This window comes from Comamonas sp. C24C (assembly GCF_053345995.1).
The window spans coordinates 108,678-133,539 of record NZ_JBKFBC010000002.1; the positions used below are offsets into that span (position 1 = coordinate 108,678).

Sequence of the window (24,862 nt, forward strand, 5' to 3'; positions counted from 1 at the left end):
ATCAGTGACCTGCTTCGGCTTGTGCAGCGGGCGCTGCGGTGGTGTTGACGGTGGGGGCGGTTCCTGGCGATGTGCCGGTCAGGGCCAGGCGTAGATCGGTCTCGGCCAGCCAGAAGTCGCGCTGGGCCTCGGTGGCGGTCACCACGGCCTGGGTAGTGCTACGGGCCTGGGCCAGCAACTGCCACACACTCATGAACATGCCGTTGTAGCGGTAGACGGTTTCTTCCTGCATCAGCTTGGCCAAGGGCAGCACCTCGGCCTGCTGCTGCTGGGCCAGGTCGTAAGCTGTGCGGTAGGCCAGCCAGTTGCTGCGGGCTTCGCTGCGTGCGCGTATGGCGTTGTCGCGCAGCAGCGATGCGCTGCGCAGCACCTGGTTGCGCGCCATGCCGCGCGCGGCAAATCCCCAGTCAAACAGAGGCAGCGGCACGTCGAACTCCCAGCCCTGGGTCTTGTCGCTGTGACCGGTGGCTCGTTCGGTGCTGGTGTTGTTGCTGTAGCTGGCGCCGATATCGCCAAAGATGGTGCCCACAGTGGCCCAGCCCTGGCGGCCGGCGGTCACATCCAGGTCGCGGCGCAGCGCGCCCAGATCCAGACGCTGGCGCAGCGCCGTGGCCTCGGCGTCATCGCCGCCACGCAATTCGGCTATTTTCGGCAGGGCGGGCAGTTGGGCTGGCAGCTTGTAGGCCAGTTGTTGCCCCCACAGGCCCATGCGGCGGGCCAGTTGCTCGCGTTCCAGCTGAGCGTTCAGACGCGCGCGTGCCAACTGGGCGGAGGCCTGCTGCTGCTGGGCCAGCTCTCTGGCCTGGTCCATCTTGCTGAAGTTGCCGACCTGGGCCATGCGGCGTGCCAGCTCGCCGCCCAGGGCTGCGGCCTCATGCATGCGCTCGTTGGCGGCCAGGGCCTGCTCGGCAGCCACGGCGCGAAGCCACGCGCGGCGTGTGTCGGAGGCCAGCAGCAGCACCTGCTGGGCGGCCGTCAGCGTGGCCTGCTCCATCTGCCAGCCCTGCCAGCGGCTGCGCCAGGGCAGGGTGATGAGCTGCACCAGGCCAAAGCTGAGCTGGCGCTCGATCTCGCGCTCGTGGCCGTTGCGAAAGCGGCCGAAGGTAAAGCTGGGGTTGGGCAGGGTCAGGACCTGCACGCGCTGCGCGTCGGCAATGCCGAGCTGCGCCAGCTGGGCCTGCAGACCGGGGTTGTTGAGCAGGGCGATGCGCACGGCGGTATCGGCATCGACAGGGTTTTTGAGCCAGTCGGCAATCTGGGCTTGCGCATCCTGCAGGGCCTGGGCGTCCGGCGACGGCAGCTGTGCGCCCGCAGGTAGCCTGCCTTCGGTATGTCTGGCCACGTCGCCGCGAAGTCCGTCGGGTGAGATGCTGGCGCAGCCGGCCAACGCCAGTGCGGCGAGCAATGGCGCGGCTTTGAATGCAAGACGCTTCATGGCTGGCCTCCGTGATGGTGCTGATGTGCGGATGTACTGCTGTCCGGGGCCGGGCCGGAGGCATTGCCCTGGGATTTTTCCCACCTGAGCACGTCGCCATGGCCGCGCGGGAACTCGCTTACCGCGGCATTGGCGGCCTTCCAGTCACCGGGCTGGGCGACGATGGCCGCGCTGGCGGCAAGCGGCTGGTGCTGCAGCGCCAGCGTGGGCGCTGTGGGGTTGAAAACGCTGTGACTGCTGGCCGGGGACTGGGCCACCGGGAGAGTCGGCGCAGACGGCTGGGCCAGGACTGGCGGGCTGACGCCGGCCATGAGCAAAGCCATAGCTGTCAAAGAAAGAGGATGCGCTTGGCGCATAGATGATTCCTGTCGTCTAAAACCGGGAGAAGGTCCGCAGTTATGAGCGTTTGACGGCTCGAAACTAGACAGCAAGCACGATGGCTGCTATCAAAAAGCGGACGCACCTAGGGCGTCAGAGCGCAGAAATCGGTGGTTTGACGAGGTCGGCAGGCGCTGCGCTGGCAAAGCGCGCGGCACCATGGGCCGGCTGGGCGGCCAGGGGGAGGCTGGAGTGAAGCGTCAGCAACTCGGGGTTTGCCAGTGTCGAGTGGCAGATGCCGCAGGCCGTGCAATGGCCTTCATGCTGGTGGCAGTCGCTGTCGGCGGCTTTGGCGCTGCAGCTGACGGCCCCTGCAGGGCCTGCCTTGTGGGACGCGGCCATATCGTGATGCGGCTGTGCGTCGGTCGCGAGGCTTGCATGCGCGTGGTGCACAGCGGCTGCCATGGCGGCCACTTCATCCAGGCTTTGCGTCTGCACCAGCGCATGTCCCATGTGATGGGACTGGTCGGTGTTCTGCTCCATGGCCATGGCATCGCCTGCCAGGCCACGCAGAGCCAGCAGCAAAACCATGAACAAGGAGAAAAAGCGACGCATGGGCTGAATGATAGCGAAGGGCGGGGTTTAGTTCCCCGCCCGGTGCAGTAAATCGTAAATTAGATAGCTGCTTGCGCTTGCCCATCAAGGGCTAAGGTCGAATTTCATTCATATTCAGGCCTGTTACCCCAATGGCGCAGGCGCAGGCCGTTGGCGACCACCAGCAGGCTCACGCCCATATCGGCCAGCACGGCCAGCCACATGCTGGCATTGCCGCTGACGGCCAGAATGAAGAAGGCCAGCTTGATGCCCAGGGCCAGGCTGATGTTCTGCCAGAGTACGCTGTGCGCGCGCTGCGAGAGATCGACTACCTCGGGAATGCGGCGCAGGTCGTCGTTCATGAGCACCACATCGGCGGTCTCCATGGCCATGTCGGTGGCGTGCATGCCGCCCATGGCAAAGCCTATGTCGGCCTGGGCCAGTGCCGGCGCGTCGTTGATGCCGTCGCCTGTCATGGCCGTGGGGCCGATGTCGCGCTGCAACTCGCTCAGGGTCTTGAGCTTGTCCTCGGGCAGCATATTGCCGCGTGCATCGTTGATGCCTGCTTCCGCGGCCACCGTGCGCACGGTGGCGCTGTTGTCGCCGCTGAGCACAATGGGCTTGACGCCTAGCGCCTGCAACTGGGCCACGGCCGCCTTGGCCTGGGGACGCAGCGGGTCGGCCACGGCAAACAGCGCCTGTACGCCCTGCCCATTGGCCAGCAGGGTGACGGTGCGACCCTGCTGCTCCTGCAGCATCAGCGCGGCTTTGAGTTCAGCACTGTCCCAGCCTTGCTCGCCCACCCAGCGCAGATTGGCCAACGTCCAGCGTTCACCGCCGACCTGTGCCTGCACGCCGCGGCCGGGCAGGGCTTGCAATTGCTGTGCTTCGGCAAAGTCCTTGCCGACCTGGGCTTCCAGCCCCTGGGCAATCGCGCGCGATACCGGATGGTCTGAGCGCGATGCCAGCGCATGGGCGCGGGCGGCCGCGTCATCGCTGCTCGCGGCATTCCAGCTCTGCCAGTCCACCAGCTTGGGCGAGCCCGTGGTCAGCGTTCCGGTCTTGTCGAGTGCAATCGCCTTGAGCTGACGGGCCGACTCCAGTGCGCTGCCACCTTTGATGAGAATGCCGCGCTTGGCGGCTGCCGTGAGCGCGCTGACCACGGTGACGGGGGTGGACAGCACCAGGGCGCAGGGGCAGGCGATCACCAGCAGCGCCAGGGCCTGGTAGGCGGCCTGATGCCAGCTCCAGTCCAGCAGCCAGGGCGCGAGCAGGCCGAGGGCAATCGCCAGCACCAGCACGATGGGGGTGTAGACCTCGGCGAAGCGGTCGACAAAGCGCTGGGTCGGGGCCTTGGAGGACTGCGCCTGCTCCACGGCATGGACGATGCGTGCAATCAGGCTGTCGCTTGCAGGCGCGGTCACGCGCAGCTGCAGCTCCCCATCCTGATTGATGGAGCCGGCATACAGCTCGTCGCCAGGACCTTTGTGCGCCAGCGCGCTTTCGCCCGTTATGGGAGCCTGGTTGACCGAGCTTTCACCGTCGGTGACCAGACCGTCCAGCGGCACGCGAGCGCCGGGCGTAACGCGCAGTACGGCGCCCAGGGGCACCTCGCTGGCGGCCATGCGCACAGTGCTGCCGTCGGGTTGCAGTACATCGGCGGTCTCGGGGGCGAGTTGCAGCAGATTGCGGATGGCCAGGCGGGCCTTGTCCATGGCCTGGTCTTCGATGCGCTCGGCCGCCGCATAAAGGGCCATGACCATGGCGGCTTCGGGCCACTGGCCGATGATGAAGGCACCCGTGACGGCCACGGCCATCAGGGCATGAATGCCGAGCTTGAAGCGCAGCAAATCCTTGAGGCCGGCCTTGTAGACGCCCAGGCCCGACAGTGCTATGCCCAGCACGGCCAGTGCCATGCCCAGGTATTGAAGCGTGGAGTTGGCGCCGTCGCCGCCAAACCAGTGGCAGGCCTCGGCCGCCAGAGCAGCAGCCAGAGAGGCATAGATGCGCGGCCAGCCGGGCAGCACGCCATGGTCGTGGGCATGGTCGTGACCGTCACCTTCATTATGAACCTGGCTCTTGGCCGGCTCGCTGATGGAGAACGGGGCGCAGCAGCCCGTGCCGCAGGTCGATGTGGCGGTGGCGGCGACGGTTTTGGACGTGGCGGGCGCATGAGCATGGGCATGCTCATGATCGTGGTCATGGGAGTGACCGTTCGGGCCGCCGCCATGGGCGTGGGTGGACAGGCTTTCTTGCTTCATGGCAGTATTGAAAACAATAAAGTCACTTCAAGGTCAAGCATGTCCCTCAATTCGCACGATATTCCGCGCTGGCGTATTGGCGAGGCGGCCAAGCGTTCCGGCATCGCTGCGGCCAATATCCGCTATTACGAGAAGGAGCAATTGCTCTCGCCCGGCGTGCGCGAGGACAACCAGTACCGGCTCTACACCGATGGCGATGTGCACCGCCTGCGCTTTATCCGGCTGTGTCGGGCCATGGATATGTCGCTCGACGAGGTGCGCACCCTGCTGGCGCTCGATGGTGCGCGCAAGGCCGATTGCGTGGCAGCCAACAAGACCCTGGATGCCCATCTGGGCCATGTGCGCGAGCGCCTGGCCGAGCTGCAGGCCCTGGAGCACGAGCTGATGCAGCTGCGCAGCCAGTGCGATGGCTCGGACAGCTTTTGCCACATCATCGAGGCCCTGCATGCCCAGGCCGATGAGCCCCTGCCTGAGGGCCTGCAGGGCAGCGCTGCCGCAAAGCGCCATGTCTGACAGAGTGCCTCTGTGGCTGCTGCGCCCCTACCCTGAAGTGGACGCTATCATTCCTGCATGAGCTGGAGTGAAACCACCATCAAGCTGCCGGGGCGGATCTGGGCTGCGCTGGGAGCGCAGGCCCTGGCGTGGTGGCGCAGTATTTATCTCACCGCCATGCTGCTGGTGCTGATCAGCTCGCCGTCCAGTTATCAGAAGCGCGGGCGGGCCATGCTGGCCCAGCAGATGTATGCGCAGACCGCTCCCATACTCACGGGCTTTACCGCGCTGGCAGCTCTGCTGTGTGCGGTGATTGCGCGCATCGTCATCGTCACCGCGCAGAGCTATGGCCTGTCGCGCTACGCGCTGGATCTGGTGGTGCGGGTGATGGTGATCGAGCTGATACCGCTGACGGCCGCGCTGTTTGTGGCCATGCGCTGCACCATTCCGGCCGGCGTGCAGGTGGTGCAGATGCGTACCCAGGGCCAGCTTGCGAAGTGGAAGACGCAAGGCATTGACCCTGTCCGTGCGGCGCTGGTGCCACGTGCGGCTGCGGGAGTGTTTGCGGCCGTCACGCTTGCCGCGCTCAGTTGCATCGTGGCCTTGGTCACTGTGTATCTGAGCGTCTATGGCTTCAGCCTGGCTGGCTTTGCCGCCTACACGCGCATCTTCGGTCAGATCTTCACGCCGTCGCTGACGCTGGTGTTTGTGCTCAAGACCTGGTTTTTCAGCCTCACGGTGGCCGTCATGCCACTGGCGTCCGCCATGTACACGCCGGTTGCGCGGCACCGGCAGGGCGGGGCGGAGCTGGGCGGTTTTGCACGCATGTTTGCCGTGTTGCTCCTGATCGAGGTGATCTCGCTCATGGGCAACTATTACTGAAAAGGATGGAGCCATGAGCGAAACGCGTATGGCCGAGGAGCAGCTGATCGACGAGGAGTTGCTCAGCCTCAAACCCGTCGCGCATCTGCGCGCCAAGGCTGCAGCGCTGCTGGCGCTGACCCTGATCTTGATTCTGAGTGCTGCTGCCTATCTGCTCTATGCGCGCGGGGTGTTCGAGCCCACGCAGCGTCTGGTGCTGACGGCCGACGACTCCGAAGGCGTGGTCGTGGGGATGGACATGACCTTCTCGGGCTTTCCCATAGGCCGTGTGCACAAGATAGAGCTGGCCAAGGACGGCTCGGTTCGCATTCTGGTCGATGTGACCGAAAAGGACGCCCACTGGCTGCGCCAGTCCAGCGTCTTCACACTGGTCAAGGGCCTGGTAGGCGGCACTACCATCAAGGCCTATACCGGCATGCTGGACGATGCCCCGCTGCCGCCGGATTCCGTACGGCCCGTGCTCAGCGGCGATGCCACGGCAGAGCTGCCGCAGATCATCAATTCCGCCAAGGAGGTGCTGGCCAATGTGGCGGCCCTGACCGCCACGGATTCGGCCCTGGGCGGATCGCTGGCCGAAGTGCGCAAGCTGGCAGAGCGCATGCAGGGCCAGGGCGGGGTTCTGGGGGCGGTGCTGGGCAGCGACGAGGAAGCGAAGAAGGTCGGCCAGATGCTCGAGCGCGCCAACTCCCTGCTCGGACGCATGGACCGCATGGTGGCACGTGCCGACAGCCAGGTCTTCGATGCGAATGGCGTCATGCCCCAGGTCAAGGCCACCATGGAGCAGCTCAACGGCTTGCTGGCCGATACGCGTAAAAGCATGGCCAAGGTCGATGCCGTGCTGGCCGATATGCAGGTGGTGGGCAGCAATGCCCGCGAGGCCTCGACCGATCTGGGCGCACTGCGCGCCGAGGTCGAAAGCAATCTGCTGAGGCTGGAGTCCGTGCTCAACGATCTGCAGCGCAAATGGCCGTTTTCCCACAAGCCGGAGTTGAAGCTGCCATGAAGCAAAAAACCAAGCAAAAGCAGACTCCAGGCCAATGGGGGAGAGCGCTGGCTGTAATATCCGTCGTGGCGCTTTCGGCCTGTGGCAACCAAATCCCGGCACCCGATTGGGCCTTGAGTGCCGAAGCTGCGGCGCAAAAAGCCAGCCAAGCCTATTTGCAGGGGCAGCAGCGCGTGGAGGCACTGCAGTGGCAGAAGGCGCGCGATGCTGTGGCTAGCACCGGCCAACCCGCACAGGCAGCCAAGCTGGAGCTGATGCGCTGCGCAGCGCAGGTAGCCAGCCTGGACTGGAACAGTTGCCCGGCCTATGAGGCGCTGGCGCAGGATGCGGGCAAGCCAGAACAGGCCTATGCCCGCTATCTGCAGGCCAGTGCGCAAGCCGGCGATATCGAGCTTTTGCCCGAGGCGCAGCGCGGCGTGGCGCGGCAGTTGCTCGGCGGCGGCGCAGTTGGCACTGCCCTGGCCGAAATCAAGGATCCGCTATCGAGACTGGTGGCTGCAGGCGTGCTGCTGCGTGGCGGCGCGGCGGACCCTGCCCTGCTGCAGCAAGGCGTCGACACCGCTTCGGCGCAAGGCTGGCGCAGGCCTTTGATGGCCTGGCTGCTGCTGCAACTCAAGGCAGCGCAGCAGGGCGGCGATGCGGAACAACAGGCGCAGTTGCAGCGTCGGCTGAAGCTGTTGGAGACATCCACGCCCAAGTGAACAGGCCGCCGGTCGTCGTATTGGAAATAAAAAAGCGAGGCACAGGCCTCGCTTTTTGTGGATGGCGAGCCAGAGGCCCGTTTAAATCCAGTGCTTAGAAGCGGTGACGGATACCGGCGATCAGGCTGGTGCCGGTCTTGGGGTTGGCATCGGTCACGCGGTCATACATCAGAGCGGTGTAGACATCGGTGCGCTTGGACAGGAAGTGGTCGTAGCCCAGGGTCGCTGTGGTGCGGGTGGCGTCGGTGGCCGCTTCGTACTTGGTGCGGGCCACGGCTGCCTTGACGGTGCCGGGGGTGCCGGAGACCGGAATATCCAGACCCAGCGAGTAGGTGCTGCTCTTGCTATCCAGATCCTTGACCTTGGCCTGGCCGTAGGTGGCGTAGAGCTTCACGACATTGAAGTTGTAGCTGCCACCGACCATCCAGTCGCTCTTGGTGGGCATGACCGTGCCGTTGCCGGGGTTGGTGATCTGGTCACGCTCGTAGAAGGCCGTCAGGCTCAGAGGACCGTTGAAGTACAGGGCGTTCACGCCGACGTTCTTCTTGCTCTTGTTGCCAGGAGTCGTTTGCTCGCCGAACTGGTAGTAGACATTGGCAGTCAGACCGCCGAAGCTAGGTGTCGTGTAGACCAGCATATTGCTCCAGCCGGTGTCGGCGGGCGTTGTCAGGCGGTTGCCGCCCCAGGCTGCGGTGGGCGTGTTCGCGTGCAGCACCAGAGGCGAGATGGTGAAGGAATCGCCAAAGGGGTTGGTCAGAATGGTGGGCAGGAAGTTGGGCGCCTTGTCGCGGCCCAGGCCGATGCGGCCGAAATTGCCGTTCAGGCCGATGTTGGCATCGCGCGAGAAAAAGGTGTCGCCGGGGAAGCGGCCTGTTTCACCCGTGTCCATGCGCATGAAGGCGGTGATGTTGAAATCGACCTTCAGGCCGCCGCCCAGGTCTTCAGTGCCTTTCAGGCCCCACCAGGAAGTGGTCATGCCGCCGGAGCCGACAACGCCCTTGCGGTCCTGGCCAGCCATCTTGACGGAGCCGGCATACATATCGGCCAGACCGGTCAGTTGCACATTGCTCTGGGCATAAGCGGCGCCGGAGCAGGCCAGGGCAGCAGCCATGGCGATAAAAGCGGTCTTCATGAGTGTCCTCTCGAGTTAGATATTGGATTTACGTTTTGAAATATAGCGGGGGTTTGTATACAGCTTGCTCTGCAGTTCCGCGGAAGCCGATGAAATCATCTTTTCAGCGATATGACAGTGGTTTTTTTACCTCAAGGACCCAGGGAAACCACTTGTGTGCACCGTCTTGGTGCTATCGATATTGCTATGCGGAGCGGCCAAGCGACGCCAGTTGCGGGTGAGTGAGCGCTGATGGTTTGGTGTCGCAGGAATAACAGTCATTCCTGGTAGACCGGGTCTGACCGAAGCCTGGATGCTCACCGTTTCATCGCTGTAAGCCGGGCTGTATCAACAGCGTATACCTGCCTAGTGTTGCTGGCGTATTCATGGCGCGATCCAGAGCGAGCGGGCACATGGGCCTGCTTTCCAACCAAGAGCGCTGGCGGGATGCTTGCTGCGTGTATTTGAGACTTTTTTGAAAAAAGTGCGCGTTTTCCCAGGGGAGGCTGTTTTTCCTCCCTATAATTCATCCCATCGACACGGAATGTAGCGCAGCCTGGTAGCGCACTTGCATGGGGTGCAAGGGGTCGCGAGTTCGAATCCCGCCATTCCGACCAATTTGAAAAGGCCTGTGATGTAAATCACAGGCCTTTTTCAATGCGGGTGCCAAAGCTGCAGAGGCGAGATGCTATGAAACCTGCAGCGCCAAGCGTCCGTCATGATTCATGCTTGAGCAATTGCTTCAGCAGCGGTCTTCCCGGAAGAAGGGGAAAAGTCGGTTACAATAGCGTCATCGACACGGAATGTAGCGCAGCCTGGTAGCGCACTTGCATGGGGTGCAAGGGGTCGCGAGTTCGAATCCCGCCATTCCGACCAAATTGAAAAGGCCTGTGATGTAAATCACGGGCCTTTTTCTATTTCAGCTCTCCTGTTCGAGGAAAGCATCGAGCATGCGCATGTATTGCGACTTTGGGGGGCTCATCCTTCAATCTGCGGCTCGGGCCTGAGCCAGAGCCAGAGCAGCACGCAGGCCATGATGCTCAGCGTCATGGCAGTGAGCCATGGCTTGTACGAGAAATACAGAATCAGCAGGCTGCTGGCGCCCATGCTGACGGTTGCCGTCCATTTGGCGCGGCGGCTGACCTTGCCGCCGGTGTCCCAGTTGTGCAGCAACGGGCCGAAAACACGGTGTGCATAGAGCCAACGGTGCAATCTGGGTGAGCTGCGCACTGCCGCCCAGGCGGCCATCAGTATGAATACGGTGGTGGGCATGCCGGGGACCACGGCGCCTATCAGTCCCAAAATCACGCATACCAGCGCAAAGGCAATGAGCAGATAGCGCAGCGGCGCGGAAAGCTGCTTGGGCTCCGGGTGCGGTTCTTCGCGAGGGGTTTCGGGCGGTGGTGGCAGATCGTTCATGAGGCAGAAGGTGGGCTGCAGAAGCTGGTGGGGCTTCAGCCAGGCACGGCTCCCATATTAGTCAGCATTGCAGCCCGTTCGGGCTTTGTGGCTGCAGAGGCTGGCGGTATTTGTCACGTCCTTGTCCCGGCATGCGCGGAGTGCAACCGCATAATCGGTGCGCATGGCCTGGCGACCGACTGGCGACCAGCATGGAATTGATTCAAGGAGCAAGACAATGACCCCCACCCCGAGCGCCGATATGTCCGATGTGATTGCCGAAGTCCGTGGCAAGCTGGGCATGATTACGCTCAACCGTCCCAAGGCGCTCAACGCGCTGTCCCTGGGCATGGTGCGCGATCTGCTGGGCACTTTGCTGGCCTGGCAAAAAGACGACTCGATTCTGGGCGTGGCCATTCGTGGCAGCAACAAGGAAGGGGTGTTCGGGGCGTTTTGCGCCGGTGGCGACATCCGCTTTCTGCATGCCGCGGGCAGCAGCGGCAATCCTCAGCTCGAAGATTTCTTCACGGAGGAATATGCGCTCAATCATCTGATTCACAGCTTCGGCAAGCCCTATATCGCCTTCATGGACGGTATTGTCATGGGCGGCGGCATGGGCATCAGCCAGGGCGGCTCGCTGCGCATCGTGACCGAGCGCACCAAGATGGCCATGCCCGAGACGGCCATTGGCCTCTTCCCCGATGTGGGAGGCGGCTATTTTCTCTCGCGCTGCCCTGGTGCCGTAGGCGAATGGCTGGCCTTGAGCGGCGACACCATCGGTGCGGGCGATGCCCTGGCTTTTGGTCTGGCCGATGGCTGCATTCCCGCCGAACAGCAGGCAGAGCTGTGGGAGACCCTGGCAACCACGGACTTTGCCAATGTGGAGGCGCTCAACGCCGTGGTGCGCTCCCGCTTTGTGAGCGCCGAGCCCAAGACAGCCAGGCATCGTGCTGAAATCGATACCTGCTTTTCTCAGCCCACGGTAGCTGCTGTGGTGCAGGCCTTGCAGGCCGGCAGCGACTGGGCCCAGGCCGAAGCTGCCACGCTGCGCAAGCGCTCGCCGCTGATGCTGCATGTGGTGCTGGAGCAAATCCGCCGTGCGCGCCAGATGAGCCTGGCCGAAGATCTGCGCATGGAGCGCGATATGGTGCGCCACTGCTTTTATCTGCGCCCCGGTCGGAGCGAAACCGTGGAGGGCATCCGCGCATTGGCGGTGGACAAGGACCACAGCCCACGCTGGAATCCTGCCAGTATCGAAGAGGTGAGCGATGCCGAGTGGCAGGCGTTCTTTGACAGCCCTTGGCCTGCACATTCGCACCCGCTGGCGGCGCTGCAAGGCTGATCCTGCTTCCTATCAAAACAAAGCCCGACAGGTTCGATGCTGTCGGGCTTTTTTGATAGCTATCAGCGCTTTACTGGTAAGCGTTTGACGGCATTTTTAGTATCAATTCAGGATGGCGAGCGCGGATGCCTATCAGGGCCAGGGTCTGCAAGACTCGCAAGCGCCTGCGCCAGCAGCGCTATCGAGCGGGGGGCACATCCTTCGGCATCGTTGCTGATGGTCACAAAAGCGGGTTGACCGGCACCGGTGATGCCGGCAATCGTGCGGGCCAGCCGCTCCCTGGTATGCAGGTCTTCGCTGAGGATTTCATTGAACGGCTGGTGCTTCTTCTGGGCATCGGCATAGCCATAGGCGCCAAAGAGGCGGTTCAGATTCCAGCGGCACACCAGCGGCCCGGGCCACAAGGCACGCAACGTGGGCAACTGCTCTTCGATGGGAGGCATCTTGCCGTGCAGCCCCAGGCAGTAGGTTGCGCCATGGAGCTTGAGTGTCTGGGTCAGTGCCGAGGTCAGCAGTTCAGGGTCTCTGACCTCGACGGCAACGACGACCTGCGGATGTGCGTGCAGCACCTGTTTCACGGCGCACAGCAGAAGGCCCAGCTTGTCCATCAACAGGCCGGGGCGGCTGAGCAGACTCCAGGGCAGGGGGCTGAGCTGAAAGACCAGCACGCCCAGTTTGCTGCCCAGTCCTTCGAGAGTGGGCTCCACAAAATGCTCTATGGCCAGATGAGGGTCCAGAAACGCGGGGTTGGCTTCGCGCGGCTTGCCTTCCTCGCTGCGTACCTGGGCATCGGTAATGCCGGCCGGGCATTTGACGACAAAGCGGAAGTCGGCATCGACCTGAGCAGCAAAGGCGGCATATTGGCTGGCCGTCAGCGGCCTCCAGAAGGTGCGGTCGACGCAGACGGTGCGCAGCAACGGGTGCTGGTGATACGCTGTGAGGCCTTTTTTGGCCAGCACGCTGCTGTCATAGGCTCCGTCCCAGACCAAGCCCTCCCAGCCCGGATAGGACCAGGTCGAGACGCCCAGGCGCAGCAGGGGGGGCAGTTGTGCGGCCAGCTCCTGGTACTGCGCCGCTGACGGGGCCAGGGCAATCGCGCCGCGTCTGGGTTTGCATTCACCTGGGCCATCGGCCTGCGGCGCTTCTTCAGGCAGTGCTTTGCCGGTGCCGTCTCTGGGGGGAGGCTGCTCATCGGCAAAAAAATCGTCCTGGAAGGTATCGGTCATGTCGCAATAATTCTAATGAAATTGGCCTTCCGCGCTTTCTCATCAATGGAAAGCATAGTTTTAAGGTTTGCTTGCACTTCTGCCGGATATCAAGCGCAGTCTGGCGGCATGCCTATGGCAAACTCATCGGCTTCCTGTGTTGAACGCCGTGGGGCGAATATCGAATGCAAAAAATCATTGGTCAGATTGCTCAAGAACTGAATGTCAAGCCGCAGCAGGTGAGCGCGGCAGTGGAGTTGCTCGATGGTGGCGCCACGGTTCCGTTTGTGGCCCGCTACCGCAAGGAGGCCACGGGCGGTTTGGACGATACGCAGCTGCGAACGCTGGACGAGCGCCTGACCTATCTGCGCGAGCTGGACGACCGCCGCGAGACGGTGCTCAAGGCCATTGACGAACAAGGCAAGCTGACCGATGCGCTGCGTCTGGCGATTGCCAGTGCACCGACCAAGCAGGAACTGGAGGACATTTATCTGCCCTTCAAGCAAAAGCGCCGCACCAAGGGCCAGATTGCCAAGGAATTCGGCATCGAGCCGCTGGCTGACAAGCTGTTTGCCGACCCCACGCTGGACCCGCACAAGGAAGCCGAGGCTTTCTGCAAGCCCGCGACGACGCTGGACGACGGCAAGCCCGGTCCCGACTTCAGCACCACCTTTGCCGTGCTGGACGGCGTACGCGACATCCTGTCCGAGCGCTGGGCCGAGGACCCGGCGCTGGTGCAGAAGCTGCGCGAATGGCTGTGGGATGAAGGCCTGCTCAAGTCCAAGAAGGTCGAGAGCAAGAACGAAAACGACCCCGAGGTCGCCAAGTTTCGCGATTACTTCGAATATGACGAGCCTATTGGCCGCGTGCCCTCGCATCGTGCCCTGGCCGTGTTCCGTGGCCGTGCACTGGAGGTTCTCGAAGCCAAGCTGGTGCAACCTGTCGAGCCTGAACCGGGCCAACCCAGCCTCGCCGAGGGCAAGATCGCGCTGCACCTGGGCTGGAGCCACGCCAAGCGCGCATCCGACGACCTGCTGCGCAAATGCGTGGCCTGGACATGGCGCGTGAAGCTGAGCCTGTCCACCGAGCGCGACCTGTTCAGCCGCCTGCGCGAAGACGCCGAGAAGGTGGCGATCAAGGTGTTTGGTGACAATCTGCGTGACCTGCTGCTGGCGGCACCTGCCGGCCAGCGTGCCGTGATCGGCCTGGACCCCGGCATTCGCACCGGCGTCAAGGTGGCCGTGGTGGACAGCACCGGCAAGCTGGTGGATACGACCACCATCTACCCGCATGAGCCGCGCCGCGACTGGGATGGCTCGCTGGCCGTGCTCGCCCGTCTGGTGGAAAAGCACGATATCAATCTGATTGCCATCGGCAACGGCACAGCCAGCCGCGAAACCGACAAGCTGGCGGCAGACCTGATCAAGATCGCGTCAAAGGCCGACAAGAAGATCGAGAAGGTGGTGGTCAGCGAGGCCGGTGCCTCGGTCTATTCTGCCAGCGAGTTTGCGGCGCAGGAAATGCCCGATATCGACGTGAGCCTGCGCGGTGCGGCATCGATTGCCCGTCGTCTGCAGGATCCGCTGGCCGAGCTGGTCAAGATCGACCCCAAGAGCATTGGCGTGGGCCAGTACCAGCACGATGTGAACCAGAGCGAGCTGGCCCGCCAGCTGGATGCCGTGGTCGAGGATTGCGTGAACTCCGTGGGTGTGGACTTGAACACCGCTTCTGCCCCGTTGCTGACGCGCGTTTCCGGCCTGTCGGGCTCGGTCGCCAAGTCGGTGGTGCGCTGGCGCGATGCCAATGGTTCGTTCAAGAACCGCAAGCAACTGATGGAAGTAGCCGGTCTGGGAGCCAAGACTTTCGAGCAGGCCGCAGGCTTTTTGCGCATTCGCGGTGGCGACAATCCGCTGGATGTCACCGGCGTTCACCCCGAAACCTATCCGGTGGTCGAGCAGATCATCCTGGCCACGGGTAAGCCTGTGGATCAGATCATGGGTCGTGGCGAAGTGCTCAAGTCCTTGAAGCCGGAGCAGTTTGCCAATGACAACTTCGGTGCTGTGACCATCAAGGATATTCTGGGCGAGTTGGAGAAGCCCGGCCGTGATCCGCGTCCTGACTTTGTGGTCGCCCGCTTCAATGATGGCGTGGAGGACATCAAGGACCTGAAGGAGGGCATGACGCTGGAGGGTACCGTCAGCAACGTGGCCCAGTTCGGCGCATTCGTGGATCTGGGTGTGCATCAGGACGGTCTGGTGCACGTGAGCCAGATGAGCCACAAGTTCATCGAGGATGCGCGCGAAGTTGTCAAGACCGGGCAGATCGTCAAGGTCAAGGTGCTGGAAGTCGACGTGGATCGCAAGCGCATCAGCCTGACCATGAAGCTCGACGCGGCTCCGGCACGTCGCGATGGTCCGCGGGACAATCGCTTTGAAGGTGCAGGCCGCGGCAACAGCTATGGCGGCAGCAATCGCGGTGGCTATGCGCAACCCCAGCGTGGTAACCAGCCCACACAGCAAAATGCAATGGCATCAGCTTTTGCGAAGTTGCAGGGACTGAAGAAATAATCTCCCACCAGGCCGCCATCCAATCCAGATTACAGGCGGCCTTTTTGGTGGGAGCAGAACAATGCGCAAAGCGAGGGGGCGGGTGATATTGCCGGCCATAGGCGTGGCGTTGCTGGTGGTCTTTATCGGCGCCAAGATGACATCACGCGGCTGGATATCGCTGGACAGGGTCAAGCAGAAGGCTCAGGCCCAGGTGCCGGCGCCCGTGGTTTGGCCGCCAGCCCTGGCACCAGAGGGTGATAGCTTGTGCCATACCGTCAAGCTCAATCTTGCACAGGTCGACAAGGCCCAGGAAGAGGGCATCGACATAGATCAGCAGCGGCGCTGCATCACGCGTGCTGCGATGGCCGAGCATGAGATGGCCAAAGTGCGTCACGCTGCCGCTCGCAAGCAGCACGAGAGCCAGCTCGGGGAGCAGGCGCGGATCGAGCAGGTCGTTGAGCAACAGATCGCATCGGGTGAAATCACTCTGCAGAATCTGATGCAGGCGCGCGCCGGTAAGGTAACCCGGATCGCAACCGCCCTGTTGCCGGCAGCGCATATGCCCGTCAGGACTATGCCCGAGCCGCCGTCGCGGTTGTTTGTTCCCATGAGCTATCAGAGCGGCGACCTGAAGCTCAAGGCCTTTGTCACGCCGGATCCCGGTGATGGCAGGAAGCAGCCTTTGATGGTCTGGTTGACGGGGGGAGATACCAATAGCCTGGACGATTTCTGGAGTGAAGGCCCTGCTGCCAATGATCAAAGTGCCAGCGCGTTTCGCAAGGCCGGCATGGCGATGCTGTTTCCCACCCTGCGCGGCGGCAATGACAATCCTGGCCAGCGTGAGTATTTCTGGGGGGAAGTGCAGGATGTGGCCGCAGCCATCCTGCAGGCCGCGCAACTGCCTTATGTCGATCCGGCCCGCATCTATCTGGGCGGGCACAGCACCGGAGCCACGCTGGCGCTGCTGACAGCAACGGCAGGTTTGCCGGTGCAGGGGGTGTTTGCTTTTGGTCCGGTGGACGAGATCAGCGGCTATGGCTGGCCTGTGAAGTGGGAGCTGATATCGCCGGATGAGAGGCGCTTGCGCTCCCCCATGCACTGGCTGCATGCCATCAAGAGCCCGACATGGATCATTGAGGGCAGCAAAAGCCCAGGCAATATCAACAGCCTCGACAATATGTGCGCGGCACGAAAGTCGAACCAGCTGCATTGCGTCTCGGTTCAGGGGGGTGATCACTTTTCCGTGTTACAACCCTTGACTCGCAAGCTTGCTGGTCAGTTGGTCATGGGCCTGCCCGTGCAGCTGAAAAGAGATGAACAGCTCTGATATTCCCTTGAGCCTTCTTTTGTTCACTTCGGGGGGCGACAACCCGGTCGTCGCTTTTTATCCAGATGAGTCGCGTTAAACCCTTGAGCCTGTCAACTCTGCTTGAGCAGCATGTATTGCTGCCCAGCCAGCCGCGCGCTGTTGCGCTGCTGTCGAGTGAGCTGCGCAAGCCGGAGCCCGGTATGCGCAGCCTGGTGCAATTGTTTTCCACCGATCCGGTCCTGACGGCACGCCTGCTGGCTGCTGCCAACGGGCCGGCGCACCTGCTGGGCCAGCGTGTGCACAGCATTCCCGAAGCGCTGGTGCTTCTGGCGCCGGCTCAGTTGCGGCAGATGGTGCAGAAGGCGACCCCTGTCAGCGCGTCTCATGTCTCGGCGGGCTGGAGTCTGGCAGGCTTCTGGCGCTATAGCCTGGACACGGCACGCATGGCACGCGCACTTGCCATGTCGATTCAGGCCAATGCCTCGCAGGCCTACGCATTGGGGCTTTTGCATGGTTTGGGGGAGCTGCTGCTGCAGGCCGCTGATCCAGACACATTCCTCAGGCTTTCCGAGTTGCTGGAGCCTATGCATCCCAGGCGTGCGCAGGTGGAAATGCAACTGATGGGCTATTGCTCGGGACAGATCACGGCCCATCTGGCGCGGCAGTGGAATTGTCCGGACCTCATCAGCGACGCGTTCCAGTTCATGCATGCGCCTATGGAGCAGCCCGTTTTCGAGCCTTTGACGGGAGTGTTGCATCTGGCGATCTGGAGGGCATCGACCCGCGCGCTCAACTGGGGCGAGCGCCAGCTGGCAGTGACATTTCCTGCAGAAACCGGGCTGGCTCTGGGCATGGATATCGATATGGTGCTGCGTCAGGCATCCATAGACTGGCATGCAGGCTCACTGGATGTTCAGTTCTAGGCCTCAATGCCGCCTGCGAAGAGGGAGTTGACGGGTTCAGGGCAGGTCTCGTCAGAAATCCGTGGTTACCCAAATTGCTGTTTTTCTTACGCTGAGTTGCAGTTTTAATTGCTAAAAACTATCTAATGATGAATTGGGGAGTTTTTCTCTATATGGTGTCTTAGGCACCCTCTGGAGCTCCCTGCAAGCAACTCTGGTCAGGAGCGCAAAATGGACCCGAACAGTGCAAACAACTCCGGTGAAGCCTTGATGCTCCGACCCATGGCCGTGGAACTGGGCAGTCCTTCCATGTGGCCTGATCACATGGTGGGGCAGCCCGACAAGCCGGTCAGGGTGCTGCTGGTGGACGACGATGCTCACTTGCGCATGGTGATCGCGCAGGAAATCATGAACGACCGTCGCACCATGGTGGTGGCCCAGGCGGACAACATCAAGGATGCAAGAAAAGCCATCCGTCAGCATGAATTTGACGTGATGCTGCTGGATCTGAAGCTGGGGGCAGATAATGGCCTCGAGCTGATCGAGGTGATGAAAAGCCACCGTCCGCAGGCCGAAGTCATCGTGGTTTCGGTGGTGGAAACTGAGGAGCAGGTGCTGCACGCCTTCGAACTGGGGGCCACCGGCTATCTGGTCAAGAACTCCTGGTTTGGCAATTACCCCCAGGCAGTGCTGCAGGTCGTCAACGGCGGAGCCTCCATCACCCCCAGTCTGGCCAGGCGCCTGCTGCAGCGGTGCGACAAGCGGCCGGCTTCCGGAGCCGTTCCGGGCTCCGACATGTCCGACAGGCTGTCCAGCCGTGAATGCGAGGTTCTGCGCATGGTTGCCAGTGGCAATACCAGCGCAGAGATCGGTGCCAGCCTGGAGATCAGCACCATGACGGTCAACACGCATATCAAGAATATCTACCGCAAGCTCCAGGTGCGCAGCCGAGCACAGGCCGTGCGCTTTGCCTATCTGCGCGGCTGGTTCTAGGCCGCGGCGCTGTCTGCAAACGCGTTCGCCATGTTCTACGCCTGGCATTTGCTTCTGTGGAGTGTGCAGCTGCTGCTGTGGCTGCCCTGGCTTTTGCCGGTGGGAGGGGCGTTTCATTCCGGTCCTTGGTGGACTGCTGTGCTTGGCATGGGGATCAGTATGGCGGTTGTCGTCTGGTTGCTGCCCCAGGCCTATCGCAGCGCGCTGTGGCGCAGACGTAAAAGTGTGCGTCCATCGCAAGAGGTGCAGCGGGAGCGCAGACGCATAGCGCAAGCCTTGCATGATGATGTCGGCAGCCAGTTGGTGCAGCTGATAAGCCTGACCGAGCGCAGCATGGATCCGGCGATTCGCAGTGCCGCTGAGCAATGCTTGCTCGATCTGCGGCTGATTGTTGATTCCATGGATAGCCGCAATGAACCCTTGGGCCTTCTGCTGGCACGCTTCAGGCACAGGCTTCAGCCCGTGCTGGATCATCGGGGCATGAGTCTGCACTGGGATGTCTGGGTCCCGGAGGTCTATGGCGGCACCGCCAGCCTGCCGTGCGGTGTCATGGCCGAGGAGATCATGGCCGTGGTGAAGGAGGCGGTGAGCAATGTGTTGCAACACACGGATGCGCGTGAACTCTGGGTCACGCTGGCGGCCGTTGAGCAGTGGGAAAAGTCTCCTGATGCGCCGGCGGCCTATGTGCATGCCCGATTGAGCATTGAGGATGCAGGCCCCAGCAGGCCGGCCGATGACAGGCAAAGCCCGGACACCGCTGCTGTCACCGGCATGGGATTGATCAATATGCGTCGCAGAGCACTCGCCATGGGGGCAAAGCTGAGCATCTCGGCCCGGCCGGGTGGCGGTACCTCGGTCACGCTCAACTGGTGAAGTCGCGGACCCGATGGCGAGCAATGGGGCTTGCAAGCACAATGTCCGCATGAGGTCATCCACAAGAGCATTGCGAATCTATGCCGGCATCAAGGCGCGGCAGTCCATGGCGCAGCGGGGCCTGCAGCCGGATATGGTCAGAGTCATACCTGCGGCGGCAGGTGGTCCCAAGGGGCTGATTCTCGGACCTCTGGATCGCTTCGTCTTTGGACAATGGTTGCAGGCCAGCGCGCAGCCGGTGGATCTGGTCGGAGCTTCTATCGGTGCCTGGCGCATGGCAACGGCCTGTCTGGACGCACCGGTAGCGGCTTTCGAGCGGCTGGAGCGCGACTATATTGCCCAGCGCTTTGATCCTCCCGAAGGCCACAAGCGCACGCCTGCTTCACTGGTCAGCGAGCGGTTTGCGCAGTCGCTGCAGGATTTTTATGGCGGGCGTGTGAGCGAGGTTCTGGCGAATCCGCGCTACCGGCTGCATGTGATTGCCGCCCGCGGCCGTGGCCTGCTGTCACGCGCATCGCCCTGGCGGACCCCTTTGGGTTATGCGGCCGCGTTTGCCAGCAATGCGTTGCACCGGCCTGCTTTGGGCTGCCTGCTGGAGCGTGTAGTCTTTTCCACCTCTGCTAGCGATGTCCTGCATGCTCTTCCCTTCGGTGTTGTGGACATCCGTTCTGCACAGACACAGCTGACGGAGAGCAATTTCATGCCGGCCTTGCGCGCCAGCTGCTCAATCCCTTTTGTGCTGGATCCCGTGCAGGATATTGCAGAGGCTCCCAAGGGTGCATATTGGGATGGGGGCATTACCGACTATCACATGCATCTGGATTACCTGGCCTCTCGCAGCGGCGATGGGGTGGTGCTTTATCCTCATTTCCAGAAGGCGGTGATTCCCGGCTGGCTGGACAAGGGACTGAAATGGCGTCATGGCTCCAGCTCCTACCTGGATTCGATGGTGGTGCTGGCACCCGACCCTGCATGGGTGGCCTGCCTGCCCAATGGCAAGTTGCCGGACCGGCATGACTTTCTGAGTTACGGCTCCGACCATGATGCGCGTGCCAAAGCCTGGAGCGCGGCGACGTCGGCCAGTCAGCAACTGGCCGATGAGTTTGCCGATTGGCTGAATGCACCTGACCTGAGCCGGGTCGAGGCGCTTTAGCTTTCTTGCAAATTGAGACAAAGCCTGACAGCAGAAGGAGGCAGAGCCAGCTGCAATTCCAGATGAGCACACTTTGACTCCGAAAATCACAGACCGTAGTCCACCAACGATGTCCATGTCCGAGAACCGAAACGAGAAGTCTCCGTCCGACGAGTCGTCTCCCTCCCCCGAGGTCAACTTTGGTGCGGTTGCGCCCACCAAGCCCTATGCGGGGGCGCCGGTCGAAGTCGAGACTCTCTCGCGAGAGGCGGGTTCGGCTGCAGAGGGCAGGCAACCTGCGCCCGGTCTGCGGGAGGGCATGGACAGACGTGCCAGGGCCAACATGGCTCCGGGGCTGGTGCATCTGGCCGAAATGCTGCCGGCCCTGCGCTTGCTTATCGGATTGATGATTGCTTCCATCGTGATCCTTGCTCTGTATTTCGGGCGGGACCTGTTGATTCCTCTGGCCCTGGCAATGCTGTTCGGCTTTCTGCTCGACCCTGCGGTCAGCAGGCTCAAGCGCTGGGGGTTGCCGCGAATGGCTTCGGCCATCGTGGTCGTGGCTTTTGCCCTGGCTGCTCTCGGGGGGTTGGGCATGTATCTGGGAAGTCAGGTGCAGCAACTCAGCGCCGACCTGCCGACCTATCAATCGACAATCCGCGACAAATTGCGCAGCCTGCGCAAGAGCGCCAACATGCCCAGTGCCTGGGATGGCGTTTTCAAGACCTACAACACGGTCGAGAAGGAGATCGCCAGCGTGGACAGCGCCAGGGCGCGGGTGCAGAAGGTGGAGGTACAGACCCCCGATTCCAAACCCACCACGCGGATGCTGCAGTGGCTGGGACGTATTGCCGAGCCGGTGACGACTGCCGGTATCGTGCTGCTGTTTGTCATATTGATCTTGCTGGATAGAGACGATCTGCGTGACCGCTTGCTGCGCTTGGTGGGGGGCAACCTCAATCTGGCGACCGATGCGCTGGATGAGGCCTCGCAGCGCATCGGCAAATATCTGCGCATGCAGTTCATCGTCAATGTCAGCTATGGCGTGCCACTCGCCATGGGCTTGTTGCTCATTGGCGTGCCAGGGGCGATTCTCTGGGGGGTACTGGGCGCCATCATGCGATTTGTGCCTTATGTGGGCCCGATGATGTCTGCGGTGTTTCCGCTGGCGCTGGCCTTTGCGGTCGACCCCGGCTGGAATATGTTCTTGCTGACTCTGGGGTTGATTCTGCTGCTGGAGCTGATCAGCAACAATGTGATCGAGCCATGGCTGTATGGCTCCAGTACCGGCCTGTCGACCTTGTCCATCATTGTGGCAGCGACCTTCTGGACGGCGCTCTGGGGGCCGATCGGCCTGATTCTCTCCACACCTTTGACAGTGTGCCTGCTGGTGCTGGGGCGCTACATTCCTTCGCTCAAGTTCATGGAGGTATTGCTGGGCAGCGAGCCTGTTCTCGGGCCGCAGCAACGGCTGTACCAGCGTCTGCTGGCTGATGACGCTGATGACGCTATCAGCATGGCCGTGCAGTCGGTGGAGGAGCGCCTGCCCTCGAAACCCGGCCAGGATGACAGAGCCAGTGCCGTCAGGGGGTTCTATGATGAGGTTGCCATTCCTGCTTTGCGTATTGCAACCCAGCAACATCTGGAGTCAGCGACGGCAGAGCATCGCTTGAGGCTGTCCAATGGCATGGCAGCCCTGCTTGAGGAACTGCAGGATCAATATGCATTCAGAAGCCGTGGCGAGCATGCCCGGGCTGCTTCCGGTGAAGATGATCAGCGTCGATGCCTGCGTATCCATTGCGCGGGTGTGCGTTGGGAGGTGGATGCCCTGGGCGCAGCCATGGTGGCTCATGCAGAGAGCTTGCATGGTCATGAAGTCAGCTGCTCCGAATGGGCGCTTGCCCCGGACTCCAAGTCCCTGCAGTTCGACGTCAATGGCTTGTTGGCGGATCGCGAGTGGGCTCGGGCCGTGAAGCAATCGGATCTGTTGGTGCTGTCGATTTTCAATCACCAGCCACAAAGCATGGCGAGACGCATTGTGCGGCGCATTCGTCGCCACTGGCCCGGTGCGCGAGTGGTGCTTTGCCTGTGGAATGCGCCAGCCGTGGCGGCTGATCCCGAATTTGCCCGGCAGACAGGAGCGCAGGCCTGCGTGACCAGTCTGCGTGAGTTGCACCTATGGGTGGAGGCCATGCAGGTTGGTGATCCTGGAGAGAGTGTGATTGCAGCTCCGATTCCCGATGACGATGAGCAGCGCGTCAGAATGTTGCATGAAAGCGGAGTGCTGGCACCTGCATTGACCGCGCTATATCGCGACACGGCCAAGAAAGCCGTCAACGCTTTCAACACCAAATGGGCTCAAGTTTCCTGGGTGGATGCTGAGCGTGTCTTTGCACCGGGCAGCCTGCTGCCGCTTTCGGCTCAAGAGGGCTCTCAGCAAGGCTTCCCTCGTGATAGCTCGGTGTGCTCGTATGTGGTGTATGAAGAAGAGGCCATTGTGGTCGGAGACTTGGCACGAGACCCCCGATTTGCCAACGACTCGATGGTGCACAGTCTCAAGCTGCGCTTTTACGCGGGCGTGCCATTGACGGACAAAAGAGGCAATGTGCTGGGCTGTCTGTCCATCCTGGATGACGAGCCGCGCAATCTGTCCGATGATGAGCTGGAGGTGCTCGGCGGCATGGCGCGGCAACTGATGGATGATGTGCGTGAAGCGCTCAGGCAAGGTCCTGTTGTTGACGCCTGAGCCGGTTGCTCAATCTGTCAGAGTGAGGTTCCGAGCATCTGCTCATAGTCCTGCGCTGAGGCCAGTCGTGGATTGGTGGCATGGCAGTGATCCTTGAGCGCGCCGTTGATGATGGCATCAAACTGCGAGCGCTCCACCCCCATGGCGGCCAGACCCGATGGCAGGCCGAGACGGGCATTCATGTCGCGAACAGCTTCAGGGATATCGCTTCCGCTGCTGAGACCCATGGCATGGGCCATGCGATTGAGGCGGTCCTCGCGCTGCACGCTTTCGGCTTCTGCATTGAAGCGTACGACAGCGGGCAGAAACATGGCGTTGAGCGTGCCGTGGTGCAGGCGTGGGTTGATGCCACCCAGGCTGTGGCTCAGGCTGTGCACGCAGCCAAGGCCCTTCTGAAAAGCCATGGCCCCTTGCATGCTTGCACTCATCAGTTGGCGGCGCGCCTCGGCGTCATTGCCATTACGCGTGGCCCGCTCGATATGGGCCCATCCCCGGGCCAGCCCGTCGAGGCCGATGCCGTCGGCTGGTGGGTTGAATGCCGAGGCCATAAAGGCTTCCATACAGTGCGCTATGGCATCCATGCCGGTCGCAGCCGTCAGCATGGGGGGCAGACCAAAGGTCAGTTCGGGGTCGCAGATGGCAGCCTTGGGCACCAGGTGCCAACTGTGAAAGCCCAGTTTGCGATGGTCGTTGACAATGATGATGGCTCCGCGTGCCACTTCGCTGCCCGTACCGCTGGTGGTGGGCACGGCAATCAGCGGTGCAACACGCTCGGTGATGCGAGGCGAGCCGCCTTCAATGGTTGCGTAGTGTGAGAGCGCCCCTTCATGCGTGGCTGCAATCGCCACGCCTTTGGCGCAATCAATGGCGCTGCCGCCGCCCACGGCGATCAGACCATCGCAGCTCTGGGTTTTATAGATCTCAGCTGCCGCGCACACTGCTGCCTCGGTGGGGTTGGAGGGAGTCTGGTCAAACACGGCATAGGGCAGGTCGCCTAACGCATCTATGGATTTTTGCAGAATCCCGGCTGCCTTGACGCCGGGGTCGGTCACGATCAGCGGCTTGCTGATACCCACACGTTCGCATTCCTGGCGCAGCATGCGCACGGCGCCAAAGTCAAACTGGATCTGGGTGACGAAATTGATAAAGGCCATGGTTCGCTTGCTTGATCAAAAGGAATTCTTGCAATCTAGAAGCCGGACGCTGCAGTGCAAAGACAGCAAACCCTAGGTGACGGCGAAAAGTCGTCTCCCTGGGGACAGGGTTGTTATTCTGGGTAAATGAAGTCGCAAACAGCGACTTAGCATTCATGCGGGTGTGCAGGGGATGATGGTGCAGAACTAAAGTCATAGACTCGCCCGCGCTCAGAAGGCGTTCCCATGGATTTTTTGAGGGTGGTGGATTGCCTTCAGGTCGCTAGCGCTTTGGTTTGGCGTACGTCCAAGAGTCGAGAGCAGCGAAAAGATGGGCAAACATCGCTGGGTCGTGGAGAGAACACACGGATGGTTTGCAGGCTTTGGCAAGCTGCGCATTCGCGTTGAAAGGCGACGAGACATCTACGAAGCGTTACTGAAACTGGCCGCTGCGATTATCTGTGCACGCTTCGTGGATCGTGG

At 62.0% G+C, this 24,862-nt stretch carries 20 protein-coding genes, 2 tRNA genes and 1 pseudogene; 15 read left to right on the top strand and 8 right to left on the bottom strand.

Going from position 1 to position 24,862, the window contains the following annotated elements; all coding sequences use genetic code 11:
• Position 1 precedes the first annotated feature (1 nt).
• From ACLBXN_RS04290 to ACLBXN_RS04305, 4 genes are all read right to left on the bottom strand, one after another.
• A complete protein-coding gene (locus ACLBXN_RS04290; protein ID WP_447611273.1) occupies positions 2–1,435 on the bottom strand; it encodes a TolC family protein in 1,434 nt (477 codons plus the stop codon).
• Complete coding sequence (locus ACLBXN_RS04295) at positions 1,432–1,791, bottom strand: hypothetical protein (RefSeq protein ID WP_447611274.1); 360 nt, start codon at positions 1,789–1,791, stop codon at positions 1,432–1,434. The genes ACLBXN_RS04290 and ACLBXN_RS04295 overlap by 4 nt, the downstream gene beginning before the upstream one ends.
• A 115-nt stretch (positions 1,792–1,906) precedes the next feature.
• Complete coding sequence (locus ACLBXN_RS04300) at positions 1,907–2,368, bottom strand: hypothetical protein (protein WP_447611275.1); 462 nt, start codon at positions 2,366–2,368, stop codon at positions 1,907–1,909.
• Between the two features lie 104 nt (positions 2,369–2,472).
• The gene (locus ACLBXN_RS04305; RefSeq protein WP_447611276.1) at positions 2,473–4,608 is read right to left on the bottom strand and encodes a heavy metal translocating P-type ATPase; all 2,136 of its coding nucleotides are present in this window, start codon (positions 4,606–4,608) and stop codon (positions 2,473–2,475) included.
• Between the two features lie 39 nt (positions 4,609–4,647).
• On the opposite strand from ACLBXN_RS04305, the gene ACLBXN_RS04310 reads away from it, so the two are divergent.
• From ACLBXN_RS04310 to ACLBXN_RS04325, 4 genes are read left to right on the top strand one after another with little or no spacing between them, the layout of a single operon-like run.
• Positions 4,648–5,121, top strand: coding sequence for a Cd(II)/Pb(II)-responsive transcriptional regulator (locus tag ACLBXN_RS04310; RefSeq protein WP_034395549.1), 474 nt, complete (start codon positions 4,648–4,650; stop codon positions 5,119–5,121).
• 57 nt (positions 5,122–5,178) lie between these two features.
• Positions 5,179–5,982: an MlaE family ABC transporter permease gene (locus ACLBXN_RS04315; RefSeq protein WP_043008920.1), complete on the top strand. Its 804-nt coding sequence runs from the start codon at positions 5,179–5,181 to the stop codon at positions 5,980–5,982.
• 13 nt (positions 5,983–5,995) lie between these two features.
• Positions 5,996–6,985 carry an MlaD family protein gene (locus ACLBXN_RS04320; RefSeq protein ID WP_003057075.1) on the top strand — a complete coding sequence of 330 codons (990 nt, stop codon included), beginning with the start codon at positions 5,996–5,998 and terminating at the stop codon, positions 6,983–6,985.
• Complete coding sequence (locus tag ACLBXN_RS04325; RefSeq protein WP_447611277.1) at positions 6,982–7,686, top strand: hypothetical protein; 705 nt, start codon at positions 6,982–6,984, stop codon at positions 7,684–7,686. Before ACLBXN_RS04320 ends, ACLBXN_RS04325 begins: the two co-directional genes overlap by 4 nt.
• Before the next feature lie 94 nt (positions 7,687–7,780).
• Here ACLBXN_RS04325 and ACLBXN_RS04330 read toward each other — a convergent pair whose 3' ends face one another.
• Positions 7,781–8,818, bottom strand: coding sequence for a porin (locus tag ACLBXN_RS04330; protein WP_447611278.1), 1,038 nt, complete (start codon positions 8,816–8,818; stop codon positions 7,781–7,783).
• A gap of 519 nt (positions 8,819–9,337) precedes the next feature.
• On the opposite strand from ACLBXN_RS04330, the gene ACLBXN_RS04335 reads away from it, so the two are divergent.
• Positions 9,338–9,414 (top strand) — tRNA-Pro (locus ACLBXN_RS04335).
• 182 nt (positions 9,415–9,596) lie between these two features.
• Positions 9,597–9,673, top strand: a tRNA-Pro gene (locus ACLBXN_RS04340).
• A 102-nt stretch (positions 9,674–9,775) separates the two neighbouring features.
• Here ACLBXN_RS04340 and ACLBXN_RS04345 read toward each other — a convergent pair.
• On the bottom strand, positions 9,776–10,216 hold the full coding sequence (locus ACLBXN_RS04345) for a YbaN family protein (protein WP_407715654.1): 441 nt from the start codon (positions 10,214–10,216) through the stop codon (positions 9,776–9,778).
• A 217-nt stretch (positions 10,217–10,433) separates the two neighbouring features.
• Between ACLBXN_RS04345 and ACLBXN_RS04350 the strand changes: the two genes are divergently transcribed.
• Positions 10,434–11,537 (top strand): enoyl-CoA hydratase/isomerase family protein, encoded by a 1,104-nt coding sequence (locus ACLBXN_RS04350; RefSeq protein ID WP_447611279.1) that lies wholly within the window; start codon positions 10,434–10,436, stop codon positions 11,535–11,537.
• 107 nt (positions 11,538–11,644) lie between these two features.
• Here the strand turns inward: ACLBXN_RS04350 and ACLBXN_RS04355 are convergent, their stop codons facing one another.
• Entirely contained in the window at positions 11,645–12,763 is a 1,119-nt protein-coding gene (locus ACLBXN_RS04355) for a DUF72 domain-containing protein (protein WP_447611280.1), read from the bottom strand.
• Between the two features lie 164 nt (positions 12,764–12,927).
• Here ACLBXN_RS04355 and ACLBXN_RS04360 point away from each other — a divergent pair, with 164 nt between their 5' ends.
• The 7 genes from ACLBXN_RS04360 (at position 12,928) to ACLBXN_RS04390 (ending at position 23,246) form a co-directional block, all read left to right on the top strand.
• On the top strand, positions 12,928–15,309 hold the full coding sequence (locus ACLBXN_RS04360; RefSeq protein ID WP_447611281.1) for a Tex family protein: 2,382 nt from the start codon (positions 12,928–12,930) through the stop codon (positions 15,307–15,309).
• A gap of 61 nt (positions 15,310–15,370) precedes the next feature.
• Positions 15,371–16,618, top strand: coding sequence for an alpha/beta hydrolase family protein (locus tag ACLBXN_RS04365; RefSeq protein WP_447611282.1), 1,248 nt, complete (start codon positions 15,371–15,373; stop codon positions 16,616–16,618).
• Between the two features lie 65 nt (positions 16,619–16,683).
• Positions 16,684–17,523, top strand: coding sequence for an HDOD domain-containing protein (locus tag ACLBXN_RS04370; RefSeq protein WP_447611283.1), 840 nt, complete (start codon positions 16,684–16,686; stop codon positions 17,521–17,523).
• 210 nt (positions 17,524–17,733) lie between these two features.
• Positions 17,734–18,495, top strand: a complete 762-nt coding sequence (locus ACLBXN_RS04375) for a response regulator (protein WP_211455715.1) — start codon at positions 17,734–17,736, stop codon at positions 18,493–18,495.
• Between the two features lie 159 nt (positions 18,496–18,654).
• A complete protein-coding gene (locus tag ACLBXN_RS04380) occupies positions 18,655–19,368 on the top strand; it encodes a sensor histidine kinase (RefSeq protein WP_447611284.1) in 714 nt (237 codons plus the stop codon).
• A gap of 133 nt (positions 19,369–19,501) precedes the next feature.
• A complete protein-coding gene (locus ACLBXN_RS04385) occupies positions 19,502–20,521 on the top strand; it encodes a patatin-like phospholipase family protein (protein ID WP_447611603.1) in 1,020 nt (339 codons plus the stop codon).
• A 298-nt stretch (positions 20,522–20,819) separates the two neighbouring features.
• Positions 20,820–23,246, top strand: coding sequence for an AI-2E family transporter (locus ACLBXN_RS04390; protein ID WP_447611604.1), 2,427 nt, complete (start codon positions 20,820–20,822; stop codon positions 23,244–23,246).
• 17 nt (positions 23,247–23,263) lie between these two features.
• On the opposite strand, the gene ACLBXN_RS04395 is transcribed toward ACLBXN_RS04390, so the two are convergent.
• Positions 23,264–24,400, bottom strand: a complete 1,137-nt coding sequence (locus ACLBXN_RS04395; RefSeq protein ID WP_447611285.1) for an iron-containing alcohol dehydrogenase — start codon at positions 24,398–24,400, stop codon at positions 23,264–23,266.
• 310 nt (positions 24,401–24,710) lie between these two features.
• On the opposite strand from ACLBXN_RS04395, the pseudogene ACLBXN_RS04400 reads away from it, so the two are divergent.
• Positions 24,711–24,860: pseudogene (locus ACLBXN_RS04400) on the top strand (transposase); the annotation flags it as partial.
• Positions 24,861–24,862: the final 2 nt, after the last annotated feature.